This window comes from Mycobacterium sp. AT1, from assembly GCF_002043095.1.
In the GTDB taxonomy this organism is placed as follows: domain Bacteria; phylum Actinomycetota; class Actinomycetes; order Mycobacteriales; family Mycobacteriaceae; genus Mycobacterium.
Genome location: NZ_MVOC01000059.1, coordinates 39,964 through 63,970, shown reverse-complemented (window position 1 = coordinate 63,970; position 24,007 = coordinate 39,964). Strand labels below are relative to the sequence as shown.

The 24,007-nt window shown below is 67.6% G+C and carries 20 protein-coding genes and 1 pseudogene; 7 read left to right on the top strand and 14 right to left on the bottom strand.

Features of this window, described 5'->3' with window-relative positions; translation table 11 throughout:
• Positions 1-107 precede the first annotated feature (107 nt).
• From B1790_RS26125 to eltD, 9 genes are all read right to left on the bottom strand, one after another.
• A complete protein-coding gene (locus B1790_RS26125; RefSeq protein ID WP_079926203.1) occupies positions 108-1,379 on the bottom strand; it encodes a hypothetical protein in 1,272 nt (423 codons plus the stop codon).
• A gap of 319 nt (positions 1,380-1,698) precedes the next feature.
• Positions 1,699-2,169, bottom strand: coding sequence for a ribose-5-phosphate isomerase (locus B1790_RS26120; protein WP_079926202.1), 471 nt, complete (start codon positions 2,167-2,169; stop codon positions 1,699-1,701).
• Positions 2,166-3,911 carry a dihydroxyacetone kinase family protein gene (locus B1790_RS26115; RefSeq protein WP_079926201.1) on the bottom strand — a complete coding sequence of 582 codons (1,746 nt, stop codon included), beginning with the start codon at positions 3,909-3,911 and terminating at the stop codon, positions 2,166-2,168. Before B1790_RS26115 ends, B1790_RS26120 begins: the two co-directional genes overlap by 4 nt.
• A complete protein-coding gene (locus B1790_RS26110; RefSeq protein ID WP_079926200.1) occupies positions 3,908-5,035 on the bottom strand; it encodes an ABC transporter ATP-binding protein in 1,128 nt (375 codons plus the stop codon). The genes B1790_RS26115 and B1790_RS26110 overlap by 4 nt, the downstream gene beginning before the upstream one ends.
• Entirely contained in the window at positions 5,032-6,159 is a 1,128-nt protein-coding gene (locus B1790_RS26105) for an ABC transporter ATP-binding protein (RefSeq protein ID WP_079926199.1), read from the bottom strand. Before B1790_RS26105 ends, B1790_RS26110 begins: the two co-directional genes overlap by 4 nt.
• Entirely contained in the window at positions 6,159-7,058 is a 900-nt protein-coding gene (locus B1790_RS26100) for a carbohydrate ABC transporter permease (protein ID WP_079926198.1), read from the bottom strand. The genes B1790_RS26105 and B1790_RS26100 overlap by 1 nt, the downstream gene beginning before the upstream one ends.
• A gap of 3 nt (positions 7,059-7,061) precedes the next feature.
• A complete protein-coding gene (locus tag B1790_RS26095; RefSeq protein WP_079926197.1) occupies positions 7,062-8,018 on the bottom strand; it encodes a carbohydrate ABC transporter permease in 957 nt (318 codons plus the stop codon).
• A gap of 14 nt (positions 8,019-8,032) precedes the next feature.
• Positions 8,033-9,481 carry an extracellular solute-binding protein gene (locus B1790_RS26090; protein WP_079926196.1) on the bottom strand — a complete coding sequence of 483 codons (1,449 nt, stop codon included), beginning with the start codon at positions 9,479-9,481 and terminating at the stop codon, positions 8,033-8,035.
• Between the two features lie 38 nt (positions 9,482-9,519).
• Positions 9,520-10,608 (bottom strand): erythritol/L-threitol dehyrogenase, encoded by a 1,089-nt coding sequence (gene eltD / locus B1790_RS26085; protein WP_079926195.1) that lies wholly within the window; start codon positions 10,606-10,608, stop codon positions 9,520-9,522.
• Between the two features lie 131 nt (positions 10,609-10,739).
• Here eltD and B1790_RS26080 point away from each other — a divergent pair, with 131 nt between their 5' ends.
• Positions 10,740-11,768, top strand: coding sequence for a sugar-binding domain-containing protein (locus tag B1790_RS26080; protein WP_079926194.1), 1,029 nt, complete (start codon positions 10,740-10,742; stop codon positions 11,766-11,768).
• Positions 11,769-11,778: 10 nt separating this feature from the next.
• Here the strand turns inward: B1790_RS26080 and B1790_RS26075 are convergent, their stop codons facing one another.
• Together B1790_RS26075 and B1790_RS26070 are read right to left on the bottom strand one after the other, a co-directional pair.
• The gene (locus B1790_RS26075; RefSeq protein WP_079926193.1) at positions 11,779-12,636 is read right to left on the bottom strand and encodes an LLM class flavin-dependent oxidoreductase; all 858 of its coding nucleotides are present in this window, start codon (positions 12,634-12,636) and stop codon (positions 11,779-11,781) included.
• On the bottom strand, positions 12,633-13,385 hold the full coding sequence (locus tag B1790_RS26070) for an SDR family oxidoreductase (RefSeq protein WP_079926192.1): 753 nt from the start codon (positions 13,383-13,385) through the stop codon (positions 12,633-12,635). Before B1790_RS26070 ends, B1790_RS26075 begins: the two co-directional genes overlap by 4 nt.
• A 98-nt stretch (positions 13,386-13,483) precedes the next feature.
• Here B1790_RS26070 and B1790_RS26065 point away from each other — a divergent pair, with 98 nt between their 5' ends.
• The gene (locus B1790_RS26065; RefSeq protein WP_079926191.1) at positions 13,484-14,476 is read left to right on the top strand and encodes an Lrp/AsnC family transcriptional regulator; all 993 of its coding nucleotides are present in this window, start codon (positions 13,484-13,486) and stop codon (positions 14,474-14,476) included.
• Positions 14,477-14,513: 37 nt separating this feature from the next.
• On the opposite strand, the pseudogene B1790_RS35690 reads toward B1790_RS26065, so the two are convergent.
• Positions 14,514-15,757, bottom strand: a pseudogene (locus tag B1790_RS35690) (DUF222 domain-containing protein).
• Between the two features lie 140 nt (positions 15,758-15,897).
• Here B1790_RS35690 and B1790_RS26055 point away from each other — a divergent pair.
• The 3 genes from B1790_RS26055 (at position 15,898) to B1790_RS26045 (ending at position 19,414) form a co-directional block, all read left to right on the top strand.
• Positions 15,898-16,392 (top strand): lipoprotein LpqH, encoded by a 495-nt coding sequence (locus B1790_RS26055; protein ID WP_079926190.1) that lies wholly within the window; start codon positions 15,898-15,900, stop codon positions 16,390-16,392.
• 101 nt (positions 16,393-16,493) lie between these two features.
• Complete coding sequence (locus tag B1790_RS26050; protein ID WP_079926189.1) at positions 16,494-18,224, top strand: hypothetical protein; 1,731 nt, start codon at positions 16,494-16,496, stop codon at positions 18,222-18,224.
• On the top strand, positions 18,206-19,414 hold the full coding sequence (locus tag B1790_RS26045; protein WP_079926277.1) for a CHAT domain-containing protein: 1,209 nt from the start codon (positions 18,206-18,208) through the stop codon (positions 19,412-19,414). The genes B1790_RS26050 and B1790_RS26045 overlap by 19 nt, the downstream gene beginning before the upstream one ends.
• A 4-nt stretch (positions 19,415-19,418) precedes the next feature.
• On the opposite strand, the gene B1790_RS26040 is transcribed toward B1790_RS26045, so the two are convergent.
• The gene (locus B1790_RS26040) at positions 19,419-20,063 is read right to left on the bottom strand and encodes a hypothetical protein (RefSeq protein WP_079926188.1); all 645 of its coding nucleotides are present in this window, start codon (positions 20,061-20,063) and stop codon (positions 19,419-19,421) included.
• Positions 20,064-20,146: 83 nt separating this feature from the next.
• Here B1790_RS26040 and B1790_RS26035 point away from each other — a divergent pair, with 83 nt between their 5' ends.
• A complete protein-coding gene (locus tag B1790_RS26035) occupies positions 20,147-21,469 on the top strand; it encodes a hypothetical protein (protein WP_079926187.1) in 1,323 nt (440 codons plus the stop codon).
• Positions 21,466-22,551, top strand: coding sequence for a hypothetical protein (locus B1790_RS26030; protein WP_079926186.1), 1,086 nt, complete (start codon positions 21,466-21,468; stop codon positions 22,549-22,551). The genes B1790_RS26035 and B1790_RS26030 overlap by 4 nt, the downstream gene beginning before the upstream one ends.
• Here B1790_RS26030 and B1790_RS26025 read toward each other — a convergent pair.
• On the bottom strand, positions 22,545-23,921 hold the full coding sequence (locus tag B1790_RS26025) for an alpha/beta hydrolase family protein (protein WP_079926185.1): 1,377 nt from the start codon (positions 23,919-23,921) through the stop codon (positions 22,545-22,547). The genes B1790_RS26030 and B1790_RS26025 overlap by 7 nt on opposite strands.
• Positions 23,922-24,007 lie beyond the last annotated feature (86 nt).

Genomic DNA, 24,007 nt, shown 5'->3' with positions numbered 1-24,007 from the left:
CGGTGCTTCAGCAGGACAGCGCCTGAGCAATCACAGCGTGACGTGTCAATGCACGCCAGGTGACGAGTTGACCTCGGAGGTGGTGCCGATGGGCCGCGAGGCGGCGGTCAGACGGCCTTGTCGAGCAGCCGCAGGGTGCCGGTGCGTTCGGTGGGGCGTTCCGCGGGAACCGGGGCGGGACGGGCGACTCGCGATGCGCGCGAACGCATCTCGACCTGGGAGCTGGAGCGCACGACGCCGATTGGCCCGGAGCCGACGAACCGCGAGATGGCCGTGTGCGGGAGCGCGGACGCCGCCTTGGCCTGCCGGTAGCCGACTCGAACGCCCGCGGCGCAGGTGGTGAGCAGTCCGAGCAGCCCTGGCAGCGCGACGGCGGCCAAGGCGGTCAGCGACACCGTGGCGACGAACGCGCCGATGGCGTGCTCCACCTGGGTCAGCACGTCGCTCTTGCCGGACGGTTCCGGGATGCTCGCCGGCGGTGTCTCGGCGACGGGGATGCTGGCCGGGCCGCTGGTCGCGACGTCCAACGGAATCACGGGCGCTGCGGGCACGGCGACGACGGGATGGATCGGCGCCACGGCCAGCCCTGGGAGTTCGGGCAGCGCCGACCAGACGGGCGTCCCTGGTGCGGGCGCCGGAACGCTGGTCGTCCGGCTCAGGCCGGTCGACGCACCGATGGACGGTGTCGTCTCCGAAACGCCGGGCAGGAGGAGTCCGGCGAGATCGGACGGGAGCTCCGTGAGTGAGGTGCCCGCGTTACCGGCCGAGGTGACCACGTTTTGGATGGAGGCGAGGAAGTCCGACACCGGCGTGGCCGAAGTGGGAAGCGACGCGACGACGCCGGGGACCGCGAAGACCGAGTTGGCGAACGAGGTGACGGAGGTGACGGCCTTCGTCACCGGCTCCGCTGGATTCTTCACCGGCTTGGGGTTGACTACGGGCGCCGTCGGCACCGTGACTACGGGCGCCGTCACCACGGGCACGGTCGGTTCCTCGACGGGTACGGGGTCCACCGACGGGGCCTCTGGCGGGGTCTCCTCCGTGGCCTCGGAGTCCGGGGTGGTGACCGGACTGGTGCCGAACACCGTGGGGCTGCCGCCGAACGTCGTCTTCGGCGACGCGGGGATGCTCGACGGGAGGTGACCCGGTTTGGTGAGAGTGCTGAGCGTGCCGGTGACGCCTTGCACCGTGCCGTGCAGCGAGTTCTCGACGGCCTTGCGCACGTTGTCGGCGAACGTCCTGACCGGGTCGCGGGTGGGGCCGGCGGACGGGCTGCTCGTCGAACCGCTGGCTTCCGTGTCGGCTGCCGCGACCGCGCCACCCGCACCGGCGATCATGAAACTGGTCGAGAGCACGCCGAGGGTCGCCGCAATGCGCATGTGCGTTGACAAAGCGACCTCCCGTTCGCAGCTAGTGGCCCTCACGTTGGGCGATTGACGACAATCGTTCCACATCATTGAGGCCAGCTACCGGCATTCTGCCGTGAATTCGCTGCCGTGACTACCGGCGGCAAACAACTCGTGTGGGCGTCGTCCGCCGAGTTCACAGACGCGGCAGGAACCCGTTCCGCACGTCAGCGGCACCTTTGGTCGCTGAGTTTCTACTGCGAAGCTGAAACCGCAGCTAGACGCCCGGGAAATTCCAAAATGGCAAGTGGCTGACGCAGCCAATTTCGGCGCAAACCGCCAGCCGCGAATATCAGCGCGCGACGGACTCGGATTCGTACCCGCAAATCGCGTTGACCTTGTCGGCCGAGGCGCTCGTCGGATCGAACTCGTAGCCGAGCCATTCGCGGGCCAGTCGCCGGGCCAGCTCGAGCCCGATCACCCGCTGCCCGAAGCACAGCACCTGCGCGTCGTTCGACAACACGGACCGCTCGACCGAGAACCCGTCGTGTGCGGTGACCGCCCGGATTCCTGGCACCTTGTTGGCGCTGATCGCCACGCCGAGACCGGTGCCGCACACCAGTAGCGCACGGTCGGCTTTGCCCTCGGCGACGAGCCGGGCGGCGGCCACCGCGACGTGTGGGTAGGCGGTGTGTTCGTCGGTGCCGACACCGACGTCGGTGACCTCGGACACGCGGTCGTCGGCCTGCAGGTCCGCCTTGAGTGCTTCCTTGTATTCAGATCCCGCGTCGTCGCAGCCGACGACGATCCGTAGTCCGGTCATGATGTCTCTCCCTCGGATTTACGTGCGAAGCAATCCGCGACGGTGTGGGCGATCATCGCCAACGACGTCGCACCGGCATCGGCGGTTCCGACGCTGCGCTCCGCGAGCGGTCGGGCCCTGCCGACCTTCGGTCTCATGTCCGCGGTGGCGCGAGCGGCCTCGGTGGCCTTCTCGGCGGCAGCCCGCCACGAAGTCTGCCACGACTCGCCGTCGGTCACCCGACGCTGCAATTCCTCGACGAACGGCAGCATGGCGTCGAGCATCGTCTTGTCCCCCGGCGAGGCGCCGCCGAGTTGGATGAGTGCGTCGTACCCGTCGCGCATGGCCACCGCGACGGTCTCGGAGTCCGGTCGCCCGGTGTCGCCGAGGCGGCCACCGACGGCGGTCAGCAACGCGCCCCACAGCACTCCGGACGTACCGCCCGCCTTTGCCGCCCACTCCCGCCCCGCCGCAGCGAGGACGGAACCTTGGCCCGCCCCACCCTTGGCGGCGGCGGACCCTGCGGCGCGGGCCGCCGACGATCCCTTGACCATGCCGCGACCGTGGTCACCGTCACCGGCGACGGCGTCGATGCGGCCCAGTTCTTCCTCGACACCGGCGAGCATGCCCGCGACGGCGTCGAGCGCCTTGACGACGAAACGCCCGCCTGCCCGTCCGTCGTCGTCGGCCAGCTCAGCCACGTCCTGCGTGGGAGCGGCCGCGTCGGCGGCGGCGTCGGTGCGTCGCTCACCGGAATCGGACTGCGCCGCAACACCCTTGCGGTACGCCGGGCTGTCGGCCGGCGCCGTCCAGTACTTCTCGAGTTCGTCGTCGAGCCACATCACCGTCAACGAGCAGCCGGCCATGTCGAGGCTGGTGACCAGTTCGCCGACTTCGGGTTCGACGACCTCGTAGCCGCGTTCCCGCAGCAGTCGCGACGCCGTGCCCCATACGACGAACAGCTCTTCGTACTTCGTGCGGCCAAGCCCGTTGAGGATCACCGCGATCCGCCGCGAATCGGTCTTCGGCTGGTCGTCGAGCACGCCGTCGACGAGGGTCACCGCGAGGTCGGCGGCCGACGGCATCGGCTCGTCGCGCACCCCGGGCTCACCGTGGATTCCGAGGCCGACACCCATCTGCTTGTCGGGCACCGTGAACAGCGGGGCGTCGGCTCCGGGCAGAGTGCACCCGTCGAACGCGACGCCGAGGGTTCTGGTGGCGGCGTTGGCGGATTCCGCGACACGGATGACGCCGGCGATGTCCAGGCCGTCCTCGGCGGCGGCCGAGGCGCACTTGAACACGGTGAAGTCGCCCGCGATACCGCGCCTCTTGACTTCTTCCCCCGCCGGCGCACTGGCGATGTCGTCGGTCACCGCGAAGTAGTGTGCGTCGATTCCCTCGCCGCGGAGTTGGGTGACGGCGAGGCCGAAGTTCATCACGTCACCGGCGTAGTTGCCGGTGGTCAGCAGAACGCCCGCGTCACTGTGGGCGGCGCGCGCCACCGACGCAGCGTCCTCGGCGGACGGCGAGGTGAAGATGTTGCCGACCACGGCACCGTCGGCGAAGCCCGGCCCGACCGTTCCACAGAACGCCGGGTAGTGCCCCGAGCCGCCGCCGATGACGACGGCGACCTTGCCCGGCGGAGTCTGGTTCGCCCTTACCACTCCGCCGGGGACACCCGTGACGTACTTGGCGTTGGCGTCGAGGAACCCGACGAGCATGTCCTCGGTAAACCGGGCAGGGTCGTTGAACAGCTTCGTCATCGCAATCGCTCTCCCGTGTCGGTGTCGAAAAGGTACACCCGCTCCGGCGGCGCACCGATGACGACCTCCTGCTCGGGTTCATAGCGTTCCTGGGCGGGCGTCTGGACGACGATGCCCTCCTCCACGCCTGCCACCGTGGTGGTGGCCAGGCCGAACTCGAGGAGGTGCTCGAAGTACGCGACGGTGGTGCGCAACCCCGTCCCGTGACCGGCCGACATCGTCGCGTCCTGCGGGCGAATGCCCACGGCGACCTCGGTGCCGTCGGCCACGCCGGTCACGGTGGTCTCCAACGACCCTGCGCCCGAGCCGATCTCGACCCGGACCCGGCCACCGTCGGATCTCACCACGCCGTGGACCACGTTGATCTGCGGTTCACCGACGAACTGGGCGACGAACAGATTCGCCGGGTCGTCGAACACCTCGTCGGGGGTGCCGAACTGCTGCACGACACCGGCATCCATCACCGCGAGGCGATCGGCCAACGACAGCGCCTCGACCTGGTCGTGGGTGACGACGATCGTGGTGTAGCCGAATTCCCTTTGCAGAACCTTCAATTCACGTCGAACCCGTTGGCGGGCCGAGGCGTCCAGGTGGCTGAGCGGCTCGTCGAGAAGCAGGACCGGTGGGTTGCGCACCAGCGCACGGGCCAGCGCCACGCGCTGCTTCTGACCGCTGGACAGCCCCGCGGGGCGCAGGTCCATCAGATCGTCCATCTCCAGACGGGTGCTGATCGACGACACCATCTGCTCGGCACCCTTGACCTTGCGGGCCTTCAGTCCGTACAGCAGGTTCTCGCGCACCGACATCGGTGGGTACAGCGCGTAACTCTCGAAGCCGACCCCGATTCCGCGCTTGGACGCCGGCAGCTGCGAGATCTCCCGATCGCCGATCTTGATGGACCCGCTGGTCACCGTCTCCAACCCGGCGATCATCCGCAGCGTCGTGGTCTTGCCGCAACCCGAGGGCCCAAGCAGGGCGATCAGCTCACCCGGCGCGATGTCGAGGTTGATGCCCTTCACCGCGGCGAAGCTCTCCCGCCCCTTCGCCATGTAGGTCTTGACCAGGTCGGTGAGGGTGAGGCTTTGGGCGGTGGTGGTCTTCGGGGCCGCTGTCGTGGTGGTCACTGTGCTGCCTCCAGAGTCTCGTGGTCCGCGCCCAATCGTCGCGTGTCACCCTCGCCAGCGGCGAACACGTGAATGTCCTGCTCGGCCACGGTCATCGAGACCTGGCCGCCCTCCTCGACTCCTTCGCGCCCCGAGGACAGCACGATCAGCTGCTCGCCGCTCATGTCAACCGTCAGCTCGATGTTGCGGCCGAGCCGCTCGGCGAGGGTGACCGTGCCGGTCAGTCTCGGCGCTGAGCCGTCCTGGCTTGGACCGGCGACGACGTGAATGTCGCAGGGCCGCAGTCCGACTCGAACGCGGTCTCCCCCACGGACGTCGACACCGGCGGGCACCGGCACGTCGAACGCGCCGCCGCCGAGCCGCATTCGGCCGTCCTCGACCTCACCGTCGAACAGGTTGATCTCCGGCTGCCCGAGCGCACGGGCGACGAACGTGTCGGCGGGACTGCGCCAGATTTCCTCGGGGGTGCCGATCTGCACCAGCGAGCCCTCCCGCAGCACCGCGATGCGGTCACCGAGGGCAAGCGCCTCCTGGTAGTCGTGGGTGACGTAGACCGTGGTGGTCTTCGACATGGCGCCGAGCTGCTTGAGCTCGGCCCGCATCGCCGCCCGCAGCTTCGCGTCGAGGTGACTCAGCGGCTCGTCGAGCAGGTAGACGTCGGCGGGCCGCACCAGCACCCGACCGAGCGCGACCCGCTGCCGCTGACCGTTGGACAATTCCCGCGGAAAGCGCTTGAGCAGGTGGTTGATTCCCAGCGTGGTGGTGACCTGGTCGATGCGTTCCTTCTGCTGCGCGTCGGTGTACTTGCCCGTCCGCCCCGACTTCAACGGCGACGCCAGGTTCTCGCTGACCGTCTTCTGCGGGTAGAGCGCGTAGCTCTCGAACGCCATCGCCACGTTGCGGTGGTAGGGCTCCACCAGGGTGACGTCGTTGCCGCCGATCGTGACGGATCCGCCGTCGACGTCGACCAGGCCGGCTATCGACTTCAGCGTCGTCGTCTTCCCAGCCCCACTGGGCCCGAGGATGACGAAGAATTCGCCGTCTGCGACGTCGACGGAGAGGTCGCGCACCGCCTGCGTCTTCCCGTAGGACTTGGACAAACCGTTGAGCGACACGGTGGCCATCAGGCTTTCACCGCCCCAAAGGACAGGCCCCGCACCAGATATCTCTGGATGGTGAGCGCGAGTATGAGTGGTGGCAGGGCGGCGATGATGGCTGCCGCTGCGGTGAGGTTGTAGTACGCCTGTCCGCCGCCGCCCAGGAACTTGGTGATGGCGACGGTCACCGTGCCCGCGTTGCTGTCGGCCAGGATCAGCGGGAAGACGTAGTTGTTCCAGGCGAAGATGAAGGCGAGCAGGGCAGCAGCCGCAATACCGGGACGCACGATCGGCAGCGCCACCATGACGAATGCCCTGGTGCGGCTGTAGCCGTCGAGCAGTGCCGCCTGCTCCAGATCCTCCGGCAGGTCCTCGAAGTAGGACCGCAGGATCCACACCACCAGCGGCATGGTGACCAGCTGCAGCACCCAGATCATCCCGACCTTGGTGTCGAAGAGCCCGATCTGGTTGTAGATCACGAACAGCGGAACGATGACCATGAGTTCGGGCGCGAACCGGAACGACAGCATCTGGAACATCAAGTCGTTGCTGCCCTTGTACTTCCAGCGTCCCGCCGCGTACGCCGCCGGAATGCCGATGACCAGCGAGACGATGACGGCCCCGCCGCAGTTGATCAGGCTGGTCAGCATCGCCGACTTGAAGTCGACGCTCGTCATCTGAGTGCCCTTGTCGGACAGCACGGTGGCGAAGTTCGACCAGCTCGGACTGAACTGGAAGTACGTGGTGGTCTGCTCCTCGGCGTTCTTCAACGCCAGGATGACCATCCACACGATGGGGAACAACGAGAAGACGAACCAGCCGACCACTGCGACGTCGGCGACCACCGACCCGACACCGAGGCGCTTCTGCCCGGGCAGCAGTTCGGTTCGGGTGGGCTTGAACTTCACGAGTGTCTTGGGTGCCATGAGCTAGGACTCCGCTCCCGCAGCACGACGCTGCGCCTTGCCGAGCACGCTCACGAGGTAGCGCGCGGTGATGAACACGATGATCCAGAGCAGCAGCATGTACGTGCTGCCGCGGGAGTAGTCGAGGTTGATGATCGAGTCCTCGAACGCTCCGATCTGCAGGGTGCGGGTGGCCACGCCGGGGCCGCCTGCGGTCAGGACGTAGATGTGGTCGAACACCTTCAGGTTGTCCATGAACCGGAAGATGACGGCCACCAGGATGTACGGCCACAGCATCGGCAGCATGAGCTTGCGGAACATGTAGAACCAACTGGCTCCGTCGACCTCGGACGCCTCGAACGGCTCCTTCGGAAGGGACCGGATACCGGCCAGCACGAGAATCGCCACGAACGGCGTGAAGATCCACAGGTCGACCAGGATGACCGAGAACAGGGCGTTGCCACTGGACAACCAGTCGAAGGTGTTGCCAAGTCCCAGAACGTGGTTGAGGACGCCGAACTGCGGGTTGAACATCAGCTTCCAGATCACGCCCGCGATGACGGGGGCGATCATCAGCGGAAGGATCAACACCTTCTCGAAGATCTTGCCGATGATGCTCGACCGGTTGAGCAGCAGGGCCAGGCCCACTCCCAGCGCGGTCTCGACCAGGGTGGCGAGGACGGCGAAGATGGCCGTCGTGCGCACGCTGTACCAGAACACCTGGTCACCGAGAACGGATTTGAAGTTGTCGAACCAGACGAAGTGCGGGTTCGGGTTGACCGCCGCGTAGTTGAGGAAGGCGTAGTAGGCGCCCACCACGAAGGGGTAGAGGATGCCGACGACGATCACCAGAGCGGGAATCGACAGCAGGTAGGGACGGAGCTTGCGGCGCCAGGTCGGCACCTCGGGCGCGTTGCGCCGCTGCGCGGCGGCAGGCTGTTCCGGCGAAGTTGCCGGCGCCTTGGGGGTTTGGGTGGTCATGACTGCCAGAACTCCTAGAGGTTGACCTTGGAGGTGTTGGTCTTGGCGAGGCTGCGTAGGCGAGACGCAGCGTCGTCACCGCCGTAGATGTCCTGCAGGGCTACGGCCCAGTTCTGCGTGGTGTCGAAGAACTTCTTCTGCGGTGTGAACTGAATCTTCGACTGACCGATCACGGTCTCGAAGGCCTCCAGGTAGCCGAACTGGTCTGCGGCGACCCGCTTGAACGTGGTGTCGAACACCGACTTTCGCACCGGGTCGGCGTACGTGCCGCCTTCGACGGCCTTGTTCATCGCCTCCTTGCCGGTGGCCCACTGGATGAACAGCCAGGCGGGCAGCTTGTTTCGGGAGTTGGCGCTCATCGCCCAGCTCCACGTCCACAGGTTGGTCTTGTAGTTGCCGTCAGGCCCGGCCGGTCCCGCGTACCAGGCGATGTTGCCGGCTTCCTTGCTGGCACCGGGCTTGTTCTTCGGGTAGGTGGCGCTGTCGGCGTCGAACACCATCATCGCCTTCCCGTCACCGAGATCGCCTGTGGCATTGGGGTAGTCGTAGGTGGTCCACGACGTCGGCCCGGCTTGGTGCTGCATGTCGATCCACTTCTTGGTGAAGTCGATCGCCTTGTCGCTGTCCATCTCGGCGATGAGTTCCGAACCGTTGAACGTGTAGTCGACCGCACCCTCACGGCTGTACTGCGTCATGAAGCCGGGGTGAATGGTGGCCCAGGACTTCGAGCCGCGGGTGGAGATGCCGTAGCGGTTCTCCGAGCGGTCGGTCAGGTCGACCGCCAGCTGGATGAAGTCGTCGAGGTTGTCGGGCAGCTTGGTGATGCCCTTTTCGTCGAAGATGCGCTTGTTGTAGGCGACGACGTTGTTCTCGAAGCCCCACGGGATGGCCCACTGGCCGCCGGTCCCCAACGGGTTGCCGTTGACGAAGTCCCACCTGGTAGAGGTTCGCAGACCCTCGAAGATGTCCTCGAAGTCGTACTCGGCACTGGTGGCCGAGCTGTTCTGCAGCCACGGGTTGAGATCCTCGACCCAGCCCGGCGGGCCGTACTGCCAGATGAAGTAGGCGCCTAGCATGAAGGCATCGTGCTTGCCAGAGCCGCCGGCCAGTTCGGTGTTCAGCTTGGTGAAGTAGTCGGCCTCGGGAACCAGGTCGACGTTCACCGTGATCCCGGTGAGCTCGCTGAACTCCGCGAGCAGCGGTTGGTACGACAGCTGATACGGGTGCGGCGTCTGAAGGATGTTCAGCGTCTGCCCGGACGCCTTCTTCCAGTCGAAGCCACCGGTCACCGCCGACGCCCCGTTGGGGGCGCTGGCCTTGCCGCCGACGCCGCAGGCGCTCAGCACGGGCAGGCTGGCCGCGGCGGCTCCGGCAACGCCCAACGCCGCCAACATGTTTCGTCGCGACATCTGGGGGCCACCCGGGCCGGCCCGGAATATGCCTGCGCTGCGATCTCGACTCATCTTCGTGTCCTTCGTGGGATCCTGCGGGGGATGTCGGACTACGCCGGGATCAGGGAGACCTTGACTGATTCCTTGCCGCTGCCAACGAGGTCCAAGCCCTTCTGGAACTCGCTGAGCGGAAGTTGGTGGGTGCAGATTTCGTCGAGTGGCAGCACGCCGGACTCGATCATCTTGATGGCGGCGGGCCAGCAGTACGGCCCGAGGTGGGCGCCGAGGACGTCGAGTTCCTTGTCGTCGCTGATGATGCTCCAGTCGACCGTGACGTCGCTGCCGAAGACGCCGTACTCGACGTAGCGGCCCAGCTTGCGCAGGGCGTTGAGCCCCTGCGGCACGGCGGACGGGTGCCCGGTGCCCTCGAGGTACACGTCGGCCCCGTAACCACCGGTGAGGTCCTTGACGATCTTCTCGACGTCTTCCTCGGCGATGTTGATCGTGATGTCGGCACCGCACTTCTTGGCGAGCGCGAGCTTCTCGGGTGCCATGTCCAGCGCGATGACGTGCATCGGGTTCTTGGCCCTGGCCCCGGCGATCATGCCGAGCCCGATGGGTCCGCAGCCGGCCACGACGACGGTGTCCTCGAACGTGATCTGCGCGCGTTCGACGGCGTGCAGCGAGCAGGACAGCGGCTCGACGAACGCGGCATGCGCGGGCGGGATGTCGCCGGAGATCTTGTGCACCAACGCTTCTACGGGGTAGGTCATGTACCCGGCCATCGCGCCGGGCGTGCGGCGCTTGAATCCGTAGAGGTCGTGGGGTTGGCACATGTGATACTGGCCGCGCTTGCAGAAGCGGCACTCCCAGCACGGCACGATCTGTTCGGAGGTCACCCGGTCGCCGACCGCGATGCCCCACCGGCTTGCCGCTGCGTCGTCGAGTTCGACGACGCGGCCGACGAATTCGTGGCCGGGGATGACCATCGTCTCGGTCCAGGCGGGGCGGTTCTCGTCGCCCCAGAACTTCGCGGCGCCGTGGTAGCACTTCAGGTCGCTGGCGCAGATGCCGACCGCTTCGACCCGGATGAGCGCTTCGCCCGGCTTGCGCTCCGGAACCGCGACCTCCTCGAGTCGGTAGTCGTTCGGTCCGTGACAGACGACGGCCTGCATCTTCTCGGGGATCTGTTCGGGCATTTCGGGGACTCCTTCGGCTGTGGCTGAGGTCACATTATCGAGACCGTGCACATTTGTCCAGAACGAATGTTCAGCAAAATTCGCTTCAGAACATATGTGCAGGCATGCGCGAGCGGTGCCATACTTCCTGCATGCCCAGGTCGGCTCAGCCCATGCCGGCGAACCAATCGGTCGACGCCGCATCGCAGGACGGCGAGGCCAGTCACTTCGCGGCTTCACTGCTCTACGCAGCCGCGCGGCTGTATTACGAGGACGACGCCACCCAGGCCGAGGTGGCCGAACAACTCGGCACCAGCCGCGCCACCGTCAGCAGGTTGCTGTCCGAGGCCAAGCGGCAGGGCATCGTCCGCATCGAGGTGGTGCCACCCGCCGAGGCGCGCACCGGTGACCTGGCCGATCGGCTGGCCCGCGCACTCAACATCACGTCGGTCTATCTCAGTGCGCAACTCCCGGCCCCTACCTCGGGTCGCTCCGTCGTCGACGTCATGGGACGGGTACTCGCACCGGCGGTGGCGAGGGCGCTCGGCGAGGCCGGGCTGCTACCGGGCGACGTGCTCCTGGTGTCGTCGGGACGCACCGTGTACGAAGTCGCCCAGTGCGAGCTGACCCCGTTGCCCGGCGTCGTGGTCGCCCCGACCGTCGGCGGCAACGACCAGCCCGAGGAGTGGTACCAGACCAACGAGATCACCCGACTCGTCGCCAACCGGATCGGCGGGCGGGCGAACTACCTCTTCGCCCCGGGGCTGCCAGGCGTCGAGCTGTACCAGTCACTGCTGAACGATCCGAGCATCCAACGGGTGCTGCATCTTTGGCCTCATGCGCGGTGTGCGCTGATGGGTATCGGCGCTCCCCCGCTGACCCGCTCGGACATCCCTCGATTCGTTCCGACGGGCTCGACGTCGCTGCGCTCCGCCGTCGGAGACGTGTGCTCGCGCTTCTACGACCGGGACGGCCGGCCGGTCGAATTCGAGGACGGCGACCGCTTGATCGCCGTGGAACTCGAAGTGCTGCGGCACATTCCGGCGACCATCGCCGTGGCCATCGGCAAGGAGAAGGTCGACTCCATCATCGCCGGCGCTCGAGGCGGCTACTTCAACCGTCTGGTCACCGATCCCGGGACGGCCAACGACATCTTGACCAGTCCCACACTCACCGACTGACCGTCGGCGGCTACAGCACGGCGTCGGCGAGTCGGTCGACCTGATCCAGCGAGGCCACACTCGGATGGAACAGCAACTGGTCGAAGCCCATGTCGCGATACCGCTGCACGGTGCCATGGGCATCCGCCGGCGTGTCCACCATGTCCGCGACGTTGAGCGCCGCATACTCCGGCTTGTTTCCGTAGTACGTGCCCAGGTTTCGCCGTCCCTCCGCGACTACGGAATCGTCACCGAGCGTGAAGTTCACCGACGTCTGCATCAGCGGACGGCCCGTGCGACCTGCGTCCTGCCAACGGGTGCGGATCTGCTCGGCGAAGGACGCCTGGGTCTCGTAGTCGCGCACGGCGCCGCCGGCCCAGCCGTCACCGAGCGTGGCCGCCCTCCGCAACGTCGGCTTCCCCTTTCCGCCGAACAGCACGGGGATGGTCACGGGAGCCGGGCACAGCGCCGTCTCCCCGTCGAACGGCGCACCCGACCAAACCCTCCGCCAGACGGTCACGGAGTCGTCGAGAATGGCTCCGCGAGAACCGAACTCGACCCCGGCGCCACGGTAGTCGTCGGGTCGCGCACCGACTCCGACACCGACAACGAGCCGACCGCCGGAGGCGTCCGACAGGGTCGCCAACTGCTTGGCGAGAAGGACCGGCGGGTAGAGCGGGGCCAACAGAACATTGGTCACCAGACCAACCGTCGAGGTGGCACCCGCGGCCAGCGCCAGAGTGGTGACCGAGTCGAGGCTCGGGTAGATCAAACGGTCGATCGTGGTCACGACGTCGAATCCGCGCTGCTCGGCCCGGCGTGCACACTCGACGACCAGCGTGCCGTCGACTCCGGCGACGTGGTTGGGCAATCCGATTCCAATCTTCATTGGGTTCCCTTCGAATCCTCGTAATTGACTGCTGCATAGACTTCTTGGTAGTCGCCGCGGCGTTCGGCGAACCGCAGCTGCATGGCCGCGTCGACGACGACCTCATCGGCCTCGGGACGGGAGGCCAGCAGCGAAACGACGTCGCGGACAAAACCCTCGACTCCCACCCCGTAGTCGTCGTCCGCGGTCGCGTCGGTGTAGACCCGGGGCGGAGGAATCTCGATCACCCGAATCGGGCTGGCCCGCAATTGGAATCGCAGGGATTCGGTGTAGGAGTGCATCGCCGCCTTGGTGGCACAGTAGGTGGGGAGGCCAGCCTTCGGTACGAAGGCAAGGGACGAGGTGACGTTCACGATCAACGCGGATGACCTGCGTCTCAGCGCGGGCAACAGATGCGCGGTGAGCAGGAGTGGGCCGAGCAGGTTCGTCGAGATCACGTCGCCGATGACATCGGGATCCGGGGCCTGCAGATCTTCGGTGCGCATGATTCCCGCGTTGTTGATCAACACGTTCACCCGCGGATGTCGCCGCACGACCTCCTCGGCGAAGGCGCGAACGGCACCCGCGTCACTCTGGTCGAGCGGAAGGCACGCGATACCTGGGTGCCGACGGGCAACGGATTCCAGCGCATCCCGGCGGCGACCCGCGATGACGACCTGGTTACCTGCCTGATGCAGAGCGGCGGCTAGACCTTCGCCGATACCGCTGCCGCCGCCGGTGATGAGGATGGTGTTGCCCGCTAGCCGCATGCACTCCAGAGTGGCCGGGCGCGGTGCCGATCAGCGACTGACGGCCGTAGAATCGTCAACAATCTTCATGACAGCGCCACACCCATAGTGTTATCCACATGATCGATGCGCTCGACGGCCAAATCATTCACGCGTTGCAGCTGTCACCCAGGGCGTCGTTCCGTCTTGTCGCCGACACCGTCGACGCACCCGAACAGACGGTCGCCCGTCGCTACCACCGACTACGGCGCGACGGAGCGTTGCGCGTCGTCGGTCTGCTGAACCCGAGGGTGCACGGTGACGCCCAGTGGGTGGTCCGTGTCCGCGCCAAGCCCGATGACATCCCTCGCCTCGCCGAGGCGCTGGTACGGCGGCCAGAAGTGACTCACGCCAACATTCTTTCGGGCTGGAGCGAACTTGTCTTCGTCGTGCGTGCGCCGCTGACCGAGGGCCCCGACGGGCTGCTCGGGCGACTGCCGCGCACCACGTCGGTGATCGACCTCGACATCGACCTGATCCTCCACACGTTCGGTGAGGCGGGCACCGAACCGTGGACCGCCTACGGCCACACCCTGGACGCCGATCAGGTTCATCACATCCTGCAACGATCCACCCCGCCGTCGCCCACCGTTCGACCCGCCGCGCCGACCGCCGAGGATCAGCCACTCTTCGACGCGCTGGCCGCAGACGGCCGCGCACCCCACTCGCGCCTGGCCCAAGAGACCGGCTGGTCCACGCCTCGCGTCGCACGCCGCCTCGCCGCACTCGAGGCCGCGGGCACCCTGACCTACGACCTCGACGTCCTGCCCCAGCGCCTAGGCTTCGAGCTCAACGCGATGATTTGGCTGACGACGACGCCGCAACACCTCGACAGCATCGGGCAGCAGATCGCGGCACACGCCGAGATCGCGTCCGTGGCCGCCATCAGCGGTCGAAACAACCTGATGGCCATCGCCATTTGCCGCGACGTCCAACATCTCTACGGCTATCTGTCCGGTGAGTTCGCCGCCGTGGAGCACGTGGGAGGCTACGACGTGAGCATTCGCGCCCAACGCCTCAAGCAGACGGCGTCCTTGATCTCACGCGGGCGGCTGATGAACGCGTACGCGTGACTGACGTTGTCCACCAACGTCATTGACATCTGATGGGTCAGTTGTCTCGCGGTGGCGGTTGGGGTTCGAACGGTGTGTACCACCACCATTCAGCCCGCTCCCCCAACGGGCCACGACACGGTTTCACCGACGGGCGGGGTTGAGTCGGCGGACGCGCCAACGACCCTGGTTTCAGGGGTGTGCCGTCGGCGTCGGTCACGACGAGCTGTTGGGCGGGGCCGGTGATGGTGATGCCGCCGCTGTGATGAAGGCGATGGTGAAACGGGCACAACAACACCAGGTTGTCGAGCTCAGTAGCTCCGCCGTCCTCCCAATGCCGGATGTGATGAGCATGCAGACCGCGCGTCGCGCCGCACCCGGGGACCACACAGCACCGGTCGCGGTGCTCCAGGGCTCGGCGCAGGCGGCGGCTGATCTGGCGGGTCGCCCGCCCGGACCCGATGACCTGGCCGTGACGTTCCAACCAGATCTCACAATCCGCCTCGCACATCAGGTACCGGCGGTCCTCCTCGGACAGAAACGACCCAAGATGCAAAGCAGCATTGCGGTTTTCGACGTCCAGATGCACGACGACGGTGGTGTGCTGCCCATGCGGGCGACGCGCCACGTCACTGTCCCACCCCGCCTCCACCACGCTCATGAACGCATCCGCGGCGGTGGGGAACGGTGGCACCTGGACCGAGGGACCCTCGGGATTCTCCCCGTGCCGGGCACCGCCGCCAGCTTCGATATCGGTGTCGATATCAGCATCGTCGGCGTGGTCACGCTTCCACGCCGCCACCAACGCATCACGATGCGAATCCAGCGCGGCATCCAGTTTCGCCGCCTCTACCTTCGGCAGCGTGATCCGGTAGGTGGTGTGCGTCTCCCCGACGGACTTGCGGACCGANNNGAACGCAGCTGGGTCACCGTCGCCACCGCCGCCAACTGCGCGTAATGCTCATCGGACCCCTTCCCGGCCCGCTCGGCGATCACCGCGACCTGATCCAACGACAACTGACCGTCGCGCATCATCGCCGCACACCGCGGGAACTCCTCCCACCGCCGCGCAGCGGTCACCATCGTCTCCGCGGTATGCGGGGAGACACCCAGCTTCCACGCCACCAACGCCGGCACCGACCGGCAACCGGTCGCACCCCAAATCCCGTCACCCTCGATCTCCGCGGCGATCTCCACCAACCGGCTGTCGATCGCGTTGCGCTGCCCCGCCAGCTCCTCCATCTCGGAGAACAACACGTCAAGGCGCTCCTTAGAGCTCAAAGACGTTGTCGCCGAAGACATGCCACCATTCTACGAGAGGGGTCTGACATCAACGGCGGATGAACGTCACCCGCAATTGTTGGGATCGGTAGCGCTTCGGCCCTCGTGTACTTGTCTCACGACGACGCCATAGGGGCGAAGCGACTTGAAGGGAAACACCCATGAAGAACATCGTGACGGCGGGTATCGGCATCGCGGCAGCGGCATTGGTCTTGGTCGGCTGCTCCGACGACAAGGGCTCGACTCCCGGCTCGAGCACTCCCGCCGCGAGTGGCAGCAGCACCCAGGTCAGCACCAGCGGCAACACCGAGGTCAAGGTCGAGGGCCAGGATCTCGCCGGTCTGGATACCAGCACCGTCACCTGCGTCAAGGCCGGCGGCAAGATCAACGTCGCCAGCGGCGCGGTCGGCGGCCAGCAGGGCGTGGCGGTCGTGATGTCGGATGCGACGCCTCCCGCCGTCGAGTCTCTCGGCTTGGTCGTCGACGGCAGTGCGCTCGCGGTCGCCCAGATGGGCGGCATGACGACCGGGTCGGCGGACGTCGCCGTCGACGGCAGCACCTACACCATCACCGGTGAGGCGCAGGGCGCCGACATGAAGAACCCGATGGCGGGGATGATCACGAAGAAGTTCGAGATCAAGGTGACCTGCAACTGACAGGTCGCCCCGGGGGAAGCGGCGGACGTGCATCGCACGTCCGCCGCTTTCGCCACTTCCGACTTCAACTCCTCGGCTCCGCCGCGACTTATGATGCACCGGTGTCGATCCCCGGGGAGCTGGAACGGGCGCGCCACCTCGCCCTCGCCAGCGACGAGACGGCCGCCAAGGAACTGTTGCTGTCCCCGATGCCGCAGATCGAAGAGGCCGACCGCGACGACTGGATGATGGAGACGCTCGCCCAACTCGGTGAGCTCTACCTGGTCAGGACGGCGTACGACGGTGTCCGCGAAGGCGCGCTGCGCATTCGGGCGTGCCTGGCGGTCTACGCGTCGATCCTGGCGGGAACCGCCACCGCGGACGTGGTCGAGAAGTCGACCTTCACGACCACCGAGATGCGCCATCTGATCCGACGGTACGGGCGCCGGGCCGGATTCCTCGAAACCGGGCTCGCCGCAGCGATCGGCGACCACGAGGAAGCCGCGGTCGCGCTTGCCGCACTCGACGACGGCGACGACGAATTCGCCGACCTGGCAGACGAACACGCCTATCTGCTGACCTATGCGCGGATCGTCTGCGCCGAGGGATTGTGCGGCGACGATCTGCACGTTCGGTCGGTGCCATTGTGGGACAGGGTGATACGACACCTCGACTCGTCGACGGGCAGCGATGAATCGGTCGACAATCTGCGCGTCCTCGGCGGCATCGGCTACGCCAGGTTTTGCATCGAGACCGGCCGTCTCGACGAGGCCGAACCATGGTTGCGCCGCGTCGAAGCCAGGGCCGCGGCGCGCGGGTGGGAACTGGCGACGGCGCGAGCACGGTTGGAACGCGGCGCCGCCAGCTGGTCGGCCGGCGACCGGGTCAGCACCGAGGCCCGGATGTACGAGGCGTACCCCGTGATCGCCAACTACGCCAGGGCCAACGACGTGTCAAGGTGCTGGCTGTTCTTCGGCCTGACCAGGTTGTCCGCGGGTGGGCTCAAGGTCGCCGACGAGTGCTGGGAGCACGCCGAGCGGCACTGGCGCGAGCTGGGAAAGCCCCTGCACATTCACCGCATCTTGTTGCAGCGCAGCTGGATCAGCATCTTCCGCGGCCGGTATGCCGAGGCGGTCGAAATGGTCACGCAGGCACGCGCCTGTCTCGACTCCTCGCCCCGCAGTAGCTGGTTGGCGTACGCCCGCCTCGACGATCACCTCGGCAACATCTGGCGGGCCGAGGCGCTGGCCGATCTCGGCCTCGACGGTGCCGGCCGCCCGGGCGACGACTGGGAGACCGCCGAGGCGCGGTACCAGGCGGGCGCCGGGTCGACCGGGGCAGAACCGGGAACCGATCAACATCGGGCGGCGATGCAGAAGTTGGAGCGCGCCGCGGAACTCAAGGTGCCTGCGTCGCTCGCCGTCGACTCGGTGAGATATTCGGTCGCCGACGCCGAGGCAAGGGCGCAATGGGCGACGTGCGTGTCGGCGCCGCTGCTGGCTGGCGCGTTTGCCGTCGCACTGGAGTGGGAGAACACCGACCTGGTCAGCCAATTGGTCGAATACCACAGTGCACGAGGGACGTTCAGTGCCGAGATGTCCGACGCCGCGGCGCTGGAGTGGTCGAGTGTGTCCACGGCTGCCGCTCCGATCACCGACGTCGACGAGCTCGCGCTGGTGGCCGCGGGCCCACCGATCACCGACGGCACCGGGCTCACCCGGCTGGGTCCGCTGCCGCCGCTGCGGATGGACCCCCTGACCGGACCCGTCCTCGACCACTACCGACTGCTGGCGTTCGAACGCTACGGCCAATGCGTCACCGCAGCCGAATCAGTTTGGGAGACATGGCCATAACGGAGGTGACCCTGATCCTGCGATTCGCCGACGTCGGGGTGGCGACCTACGCCAGTCTCCGGATCGTGGGGGACCCGTCGCGCACGGTGACCTGGGTGATCCAATCCGCTCAGGTCCGCGACGGGCTCGACGAGCTCGCCGCGGCCCTGCCGGAGCCGACGCCGGGGGAGTCCCTGACCGACGCGCTGGAAAGGGCCCTGACGACAGGGCCGTTCGCCGCCGCCGACACCGAAGCGGCGCTCGCCAGGCGACTCGGGTCGTCGCTGCTGTCCGAGCAAGCCTGGAACCTGCTGCTCGACAGTGCACCCGGCGCGGTGCTGTTCATCTCGCCGAGCGCCCGATTGGGGCGCGTGCCGTGGGGTTCACTCGCGGTTCCCGACGACGACGACGTTCGTCGCCTGGTGGAACTGGTGGACCTACTGATGGCCATTCCGCCGAACATCGTCAACGCGCCACGTCCGCGCACCACATGGGTAGAGCGACGGCATCGGTCGCCCTTGGTGATCCTCGATCCGCGCGTTCCCGGGCAACGCCCCGACTCGGCGTTGGGCTCGGTGCTGGGCCGGCCGGCACCGGACACCCTCCTGGCCCGGCACTTCGCGGACGACGTGGCCGCTCGGCGACTGCTGCCCGCGGTGTCCGCGCCGACCGAACTGTTCCGCCGCACCGACGCCGACCGGGACTGGCTGGCGACGATGCTCGCCGAGGCGCCAGGCCGCCTGCTCTACGTCGGTCATGCCAGCGCCGCCGAGGACCGGTCGGGGCGGGCGGATCAAGCGTCCCTGCACCTGGCCGAAGAGGATCCCCTGACCGCCGCGGCGATCATGTCGCGGCGGATGCCGATCCCGCCCCGGGTGGCCCTGATCGCGTGCGCGTCCGGCGGGGACTATCGGTTCGACGAGGCGACGGGACTGGTCGCGGCGATGGTCCTGTGTGGGGCTCAACTGGTCACGGCCACGCTGTGGTCCCTGCCGACGACGGCGGGCTATCGGCGGTTCGCCGGCGGGCAGACCGATCCGATGGGCGAGCTTATCGTGGCGGTCGACGGCGCCCACGGTGACGACCGGGCCGGTCATGCGGTCAACGAGTGGCAGCGGGAGTGTCTGCGGCGCTGGCGTTCCGGTGACGCGACCGCGAATCCGGTGTACTGGGCGGCGTTGGCAACATTCGCGGTCGACGGCGCGCGGTGAGCCTCTAGGCGGGTGGAATCGACACCGCCACCGACGATTCGTCGCCGCTGCGGTAGAAGACGTCGACGATGCATCCCGGAGCCACGTTCGCCAGGGCCGAGGCGGGTATCAGCGTCGTCTCCCTGGCCGGAAACTGCCCGCCCTTGGCTCGGCGGACCATCAGGTCGACCTCGACCTCCCGGTAGTCCTCACGGGCCATCCCCGTGCTCCTCATCGCGGTGACGGTCCCGCGCGACTTCACGCCGTACCTGATCAGGTCCATCTGGGCGGGTGCCACCAGGCCCTTTCGGACCAGCATCTGGTCGAACGCGGTCCGCACCGCGACCATGTCGTCGGCAAGTGAAAGCTGTTCGCGTTCAGCCGGATCGAAGGTCACCAACAACAGCACTCCTGGCTGCAGCTGACCCAGTGACGCGCCGCCCGCGTGCTGGCGCAGGCTGCCGACGAAGTGTTGACCGGTCACGCACTCGACGTCCAGGGTGACGTGCTCGTCGACGGCGCGAACGGTGCCGATGCCGACCTCGGTTGGTCGCCGGGCGCGGCAGGGCACCACCGGTTCGCTCAGCGCGCGGGACAGGGGTATCCAGAGGAGGGCACCGATGGTGCAGGCGAGCAGGAACACGGCGGCGGCGAGCAAGGCGTTGGACATGACGTCAGCCTCTTGGTGCGCGCCGGCTACCGATCCCAACTTCTTCGCGTCGTGTTTTCCAAGCGTGCGCCTATCCTCTCCACATGACCACGGCCGCCGACGTCACCACCAGGGAGGTGCTGGTGTTGCCCAGACGCTCGGTGATCGACGAGGCGTGGCGCGCCATCGGACCGGGTGTCGAGGTGCTCAGCGGCACCGACGGGGCCCCGCTGCGGCGCACCATCAAGCGCATCCTGGATCCGTTGGTGCTGCGCTTGCGCGCCAACCCTCAGTTCTCGGCTCCGGCGGTGACGGCGGAGACGGGTGCGGCCATGCGGGCCCTGATGCTGGACGTTGCACCGCAATTACGTTGGGCGGCAACGTGGTTCGCAATCTTGAAGCTAGAGCGGCGACGGCTGCGCATCACTGCGGGCAACGCCCAGGAACTGTACTTCCCGGTCTGCTTCGAGCTCGCGGTGACCAGGGGTGCACCCCTACCCGACGACCGCGAGACCGCAGCGACCGTGCTCCGTGGCGTTCACGACGACCGCGACCGGACGGGTGTCGAGGTTCTGAACCGCTACGTCGACGACGCCGTGGTGACGCAGTTGAGCCGTCAGCTGGAGTTCAGCTGGCGCGACGTCCGGCCGGGTAGCACCATCGCCGGACCGTTCCTGTCCGGTCTCACCACGGTCCTCGGCGACGCGACGAGCCACAACGCCGAGGCCGCGCGGCAACGGGTGTGGTCCGCGCTGATCGCGGACGCGACGCCCTACAACTTCGGCGCGAGGGCGCGCACCGACACCGAACTACCGTGGTCCATCGTGGACGTCGGCCTGAGTTCCGTTGCCCCGCAACCACCGCCACCGGTCATGTCGGGTGCCGACGGCGCACCGCCGCTGAACCGCAGCGTCGTCGACAGGGTCAGGGCGACACTGCGCCGCGCGCTGGATCGCGACGAACTGCCGGACATCCCGATGCTGTGCGCCGAGGAAGTCGACAGAGCCTGCGCGCCATGGGGTTTGCTCGCCGAAGACAAGCAGGCGGCGCTCGTCGCAGGGATCGAGGTCGCCGTCGACCTCGCCCCGCTGAACGCTGACTCCGCCACCAGGTACGACCTGTCTGGTGACATCCAGGCCCGTTTGCGCAAGGAGGCCTACGTGCTGCACGCCCGCCGCTATCTGGTCGACGGCGGACCGATTCATCCCCGCCAGCGCCAGGTGGTCGACGACCTCGCCGACTTCGCGAAGCCCTATCTCAGGAGGCTCTGGGCGCGCCTTCACGGCCGCGACGTCTGGCAGGAACCCTGCGACGACGTCGACGACCTGCGTTCCCTCCTCGAGGGCGTGGCGCGTTCGGTCAACCTCGATCATCGGCAACGCATCAAGTCCATGCTGGAACTCCAGGAGTACGAGGTGGCCCCGTGAAGCTCGAGGCCAGGAGAGGCGGCTGGACCGGCGGCCCGGCCGTCGCCGACGTGCCCGCCGTGGCGGTTCTCGAGGTCAGCGGCGCGGTGCTGGAGTGGACGGTGGACGATCCGGACGGCGCGGCAGCCCCCCGCATGACGGTGACCGACGTCGCCGCCGCCGACTGGCTGTGGCGGGTGGTGGGTCCGGCGAGCCACGCGGCCCTCGTGTCGGGAGCGGAGCTGGCCGAGGTCGACCTGCTGCCCGAGGCACTGGCACCGCTGCGGCGCCTCGCGATCGGATACTGGCTGCGCAGGTGGTGGCCCGAGAGCAGCCGCGACGGAATCGCGCGCCTCGACCCGGCGCTGCTCGACGGGGAGCTGGCGCTGCTGGTCGGCTCGGCGCAGGAGTTCTTCACCGAGGACACACTGGATTCCGACGTGGAGGGGCTGCTGGCGCCGCACCGGACCGCGCTGAGCGCCCTCGAGCGTGGCGGCGACCCCCGCGTCGTCGAGGTGGTGCGGGCCTGCGTCGACCTGGCCGACGATTCGGGCGTATGGGCTGACGACCTCGCCTCGGCGCCGATCCATGCGGCCGTTGGCCGCCGTGAGGACTACGCGTTGGCAGCGGGGCGGGACGGCGAGCGGAGCCGAGGCGCCATCGCCGGTGGTGTCGCGTCGGTGGACTGGCTGGCAGTGCCGCCCCGGACGTTCGACGCGGCGGAGCACACCGTCGACTGGTCCGTGGAAGCCGCCGACGCATCGGTGTTCGCCACCGTGCGGGTCGCGCTGACCGACGGCGCGTCTGCCGCGGGCGTCCCGGTGCGACTGCAAGCGGGCGCCGCCAGCGCCACCGGCGTCCTCGACGGCAACGGGACGGCCGCGCTGCCGTTGGTGAACTCCGACGGCGACGAGCTGACCGAGATCCAGGCCTGGGACCACGGGTGGTCGACGACGACGGTTCTCGTCGGACCCGGGCGCCCCGACACCGCTGAGGCGGCGGCCCTGCGTGATCGCATCCGGGACTTCGCCAGGACGCGCCTGGCTCAGCCCGGACCCGACGCGTACCTCGCCGAGATCGTCGCCGCCGAGTCCGACTACTGAAGGTGCGACGCCACTGGGGATGCTCCTGGTAGGCCAAGCCTCGGCACCCCCTGCGTGCGGACCTGGCCGGCCAGCCAGGGCAGCGCCGCAGCGAACGCACGGTCGGCGAACGGCCAATCGTGCTTGCCCGGCTGCATCACCACCGAGCAGGTGATGCCGTTGGCGGCACCGAGTGCACACAGTGAGTTGGCCGCCGACGCTTGATCACTGAGGTGCACCGCGGCGTCCTTTCCGCCGAGGCCGGTGCCGTTGGCGTTGACCGCGTCGACGACCGTCGGCCCCGACGACGGCGCCGACCCGTTGACGTCAAACCACCCCGACAGCCCTTGATAGGCACCATGTTTGGTCATCACGGCAGTCGGGTCGAACGCGGCGTAGGCGGCGGCGTTGCCACCGAACAGCCGGTCGACGGTTTGCTGCTTGTTGCCGGAGTTGGGGGCCAGGTCGCCAGCGATGTCCTCAAACGTGCTGAACATGTCGGGGTGCATCGTGGCCAGGTCGACGGCGCAGGTGCCGCCCATCGACCAGCCGACCAGACCCCAGTTGGCGCGGTTGGTACTCACGCCGTAGTTGGCCTCCATGAACGGCACCACGTCCTTGGTGAGGTGGTCTGCCGAGTTGCCGCGCGGGCCGTTGACGCATTCAGTGTCGTTGTTGAACGCGCCGCCGGTGTCGACGAACACCAGGACCGGGGCGTTGCCTCCGTTGGCCGCGGCGAAGTCGTCAACCGTCTTGATCGCATTGCCGGCCCGGAGCCAGTCACCGGGGGTGTTGAATTCGCCCCCGATCATCATCAACGTTGGCAGGTGCGGTGCCGGGTTGGTCGCGAACCAGGCGGGCGGGAGGTACACCAGTTCACCGCGGTGCTTGAAACCCGATGCCGACGACGCGATGTTCACGGGGACGACGACGCCCTTGGCGGGCATCTCGTGCTTGGTCTGCATCGCCACGACCGTCGCCTGATCGGTTTGGTCGGGAAGCGGTCCCTCCGTGAGCTGATTGAAGGCAGTCTGGACGGTGGGGAAGTAGCCGACCCAGAGATTGAGGGCCAGTGCCGCGCACAGAGCGCACAGCGGAAGTCCGGCGGCCGACGCCGACCGTCGCCACCAGCCGGCGTTGCGCCAGCCCGCGACGAGTACCACCGCGGCAAACCCCGTGACGACGATCCAAACCCACAGCAACTTCGGAGCTGGGTCGTCCGACATGCCCTGTGAGGAGATGAACCAGTAGGTCGTGACGGCCATGCCGACGCCGACGGCCACCGCCACGGGCAGCCACAAGAGACGCCACCGTCGGTTCCGCCAGCCGACCGCGGCCACGACGACGGCCACTGTGACGGCTTGGATCACCAGCGGCAACCACCCGTGCATCAACGAGAGGTGCTGTTGCCGAAAGTCTCCTGCTGCCAACCACGATGTCACGACGTCATCGTGAATGGCGTAGCTGACGGTTGGCT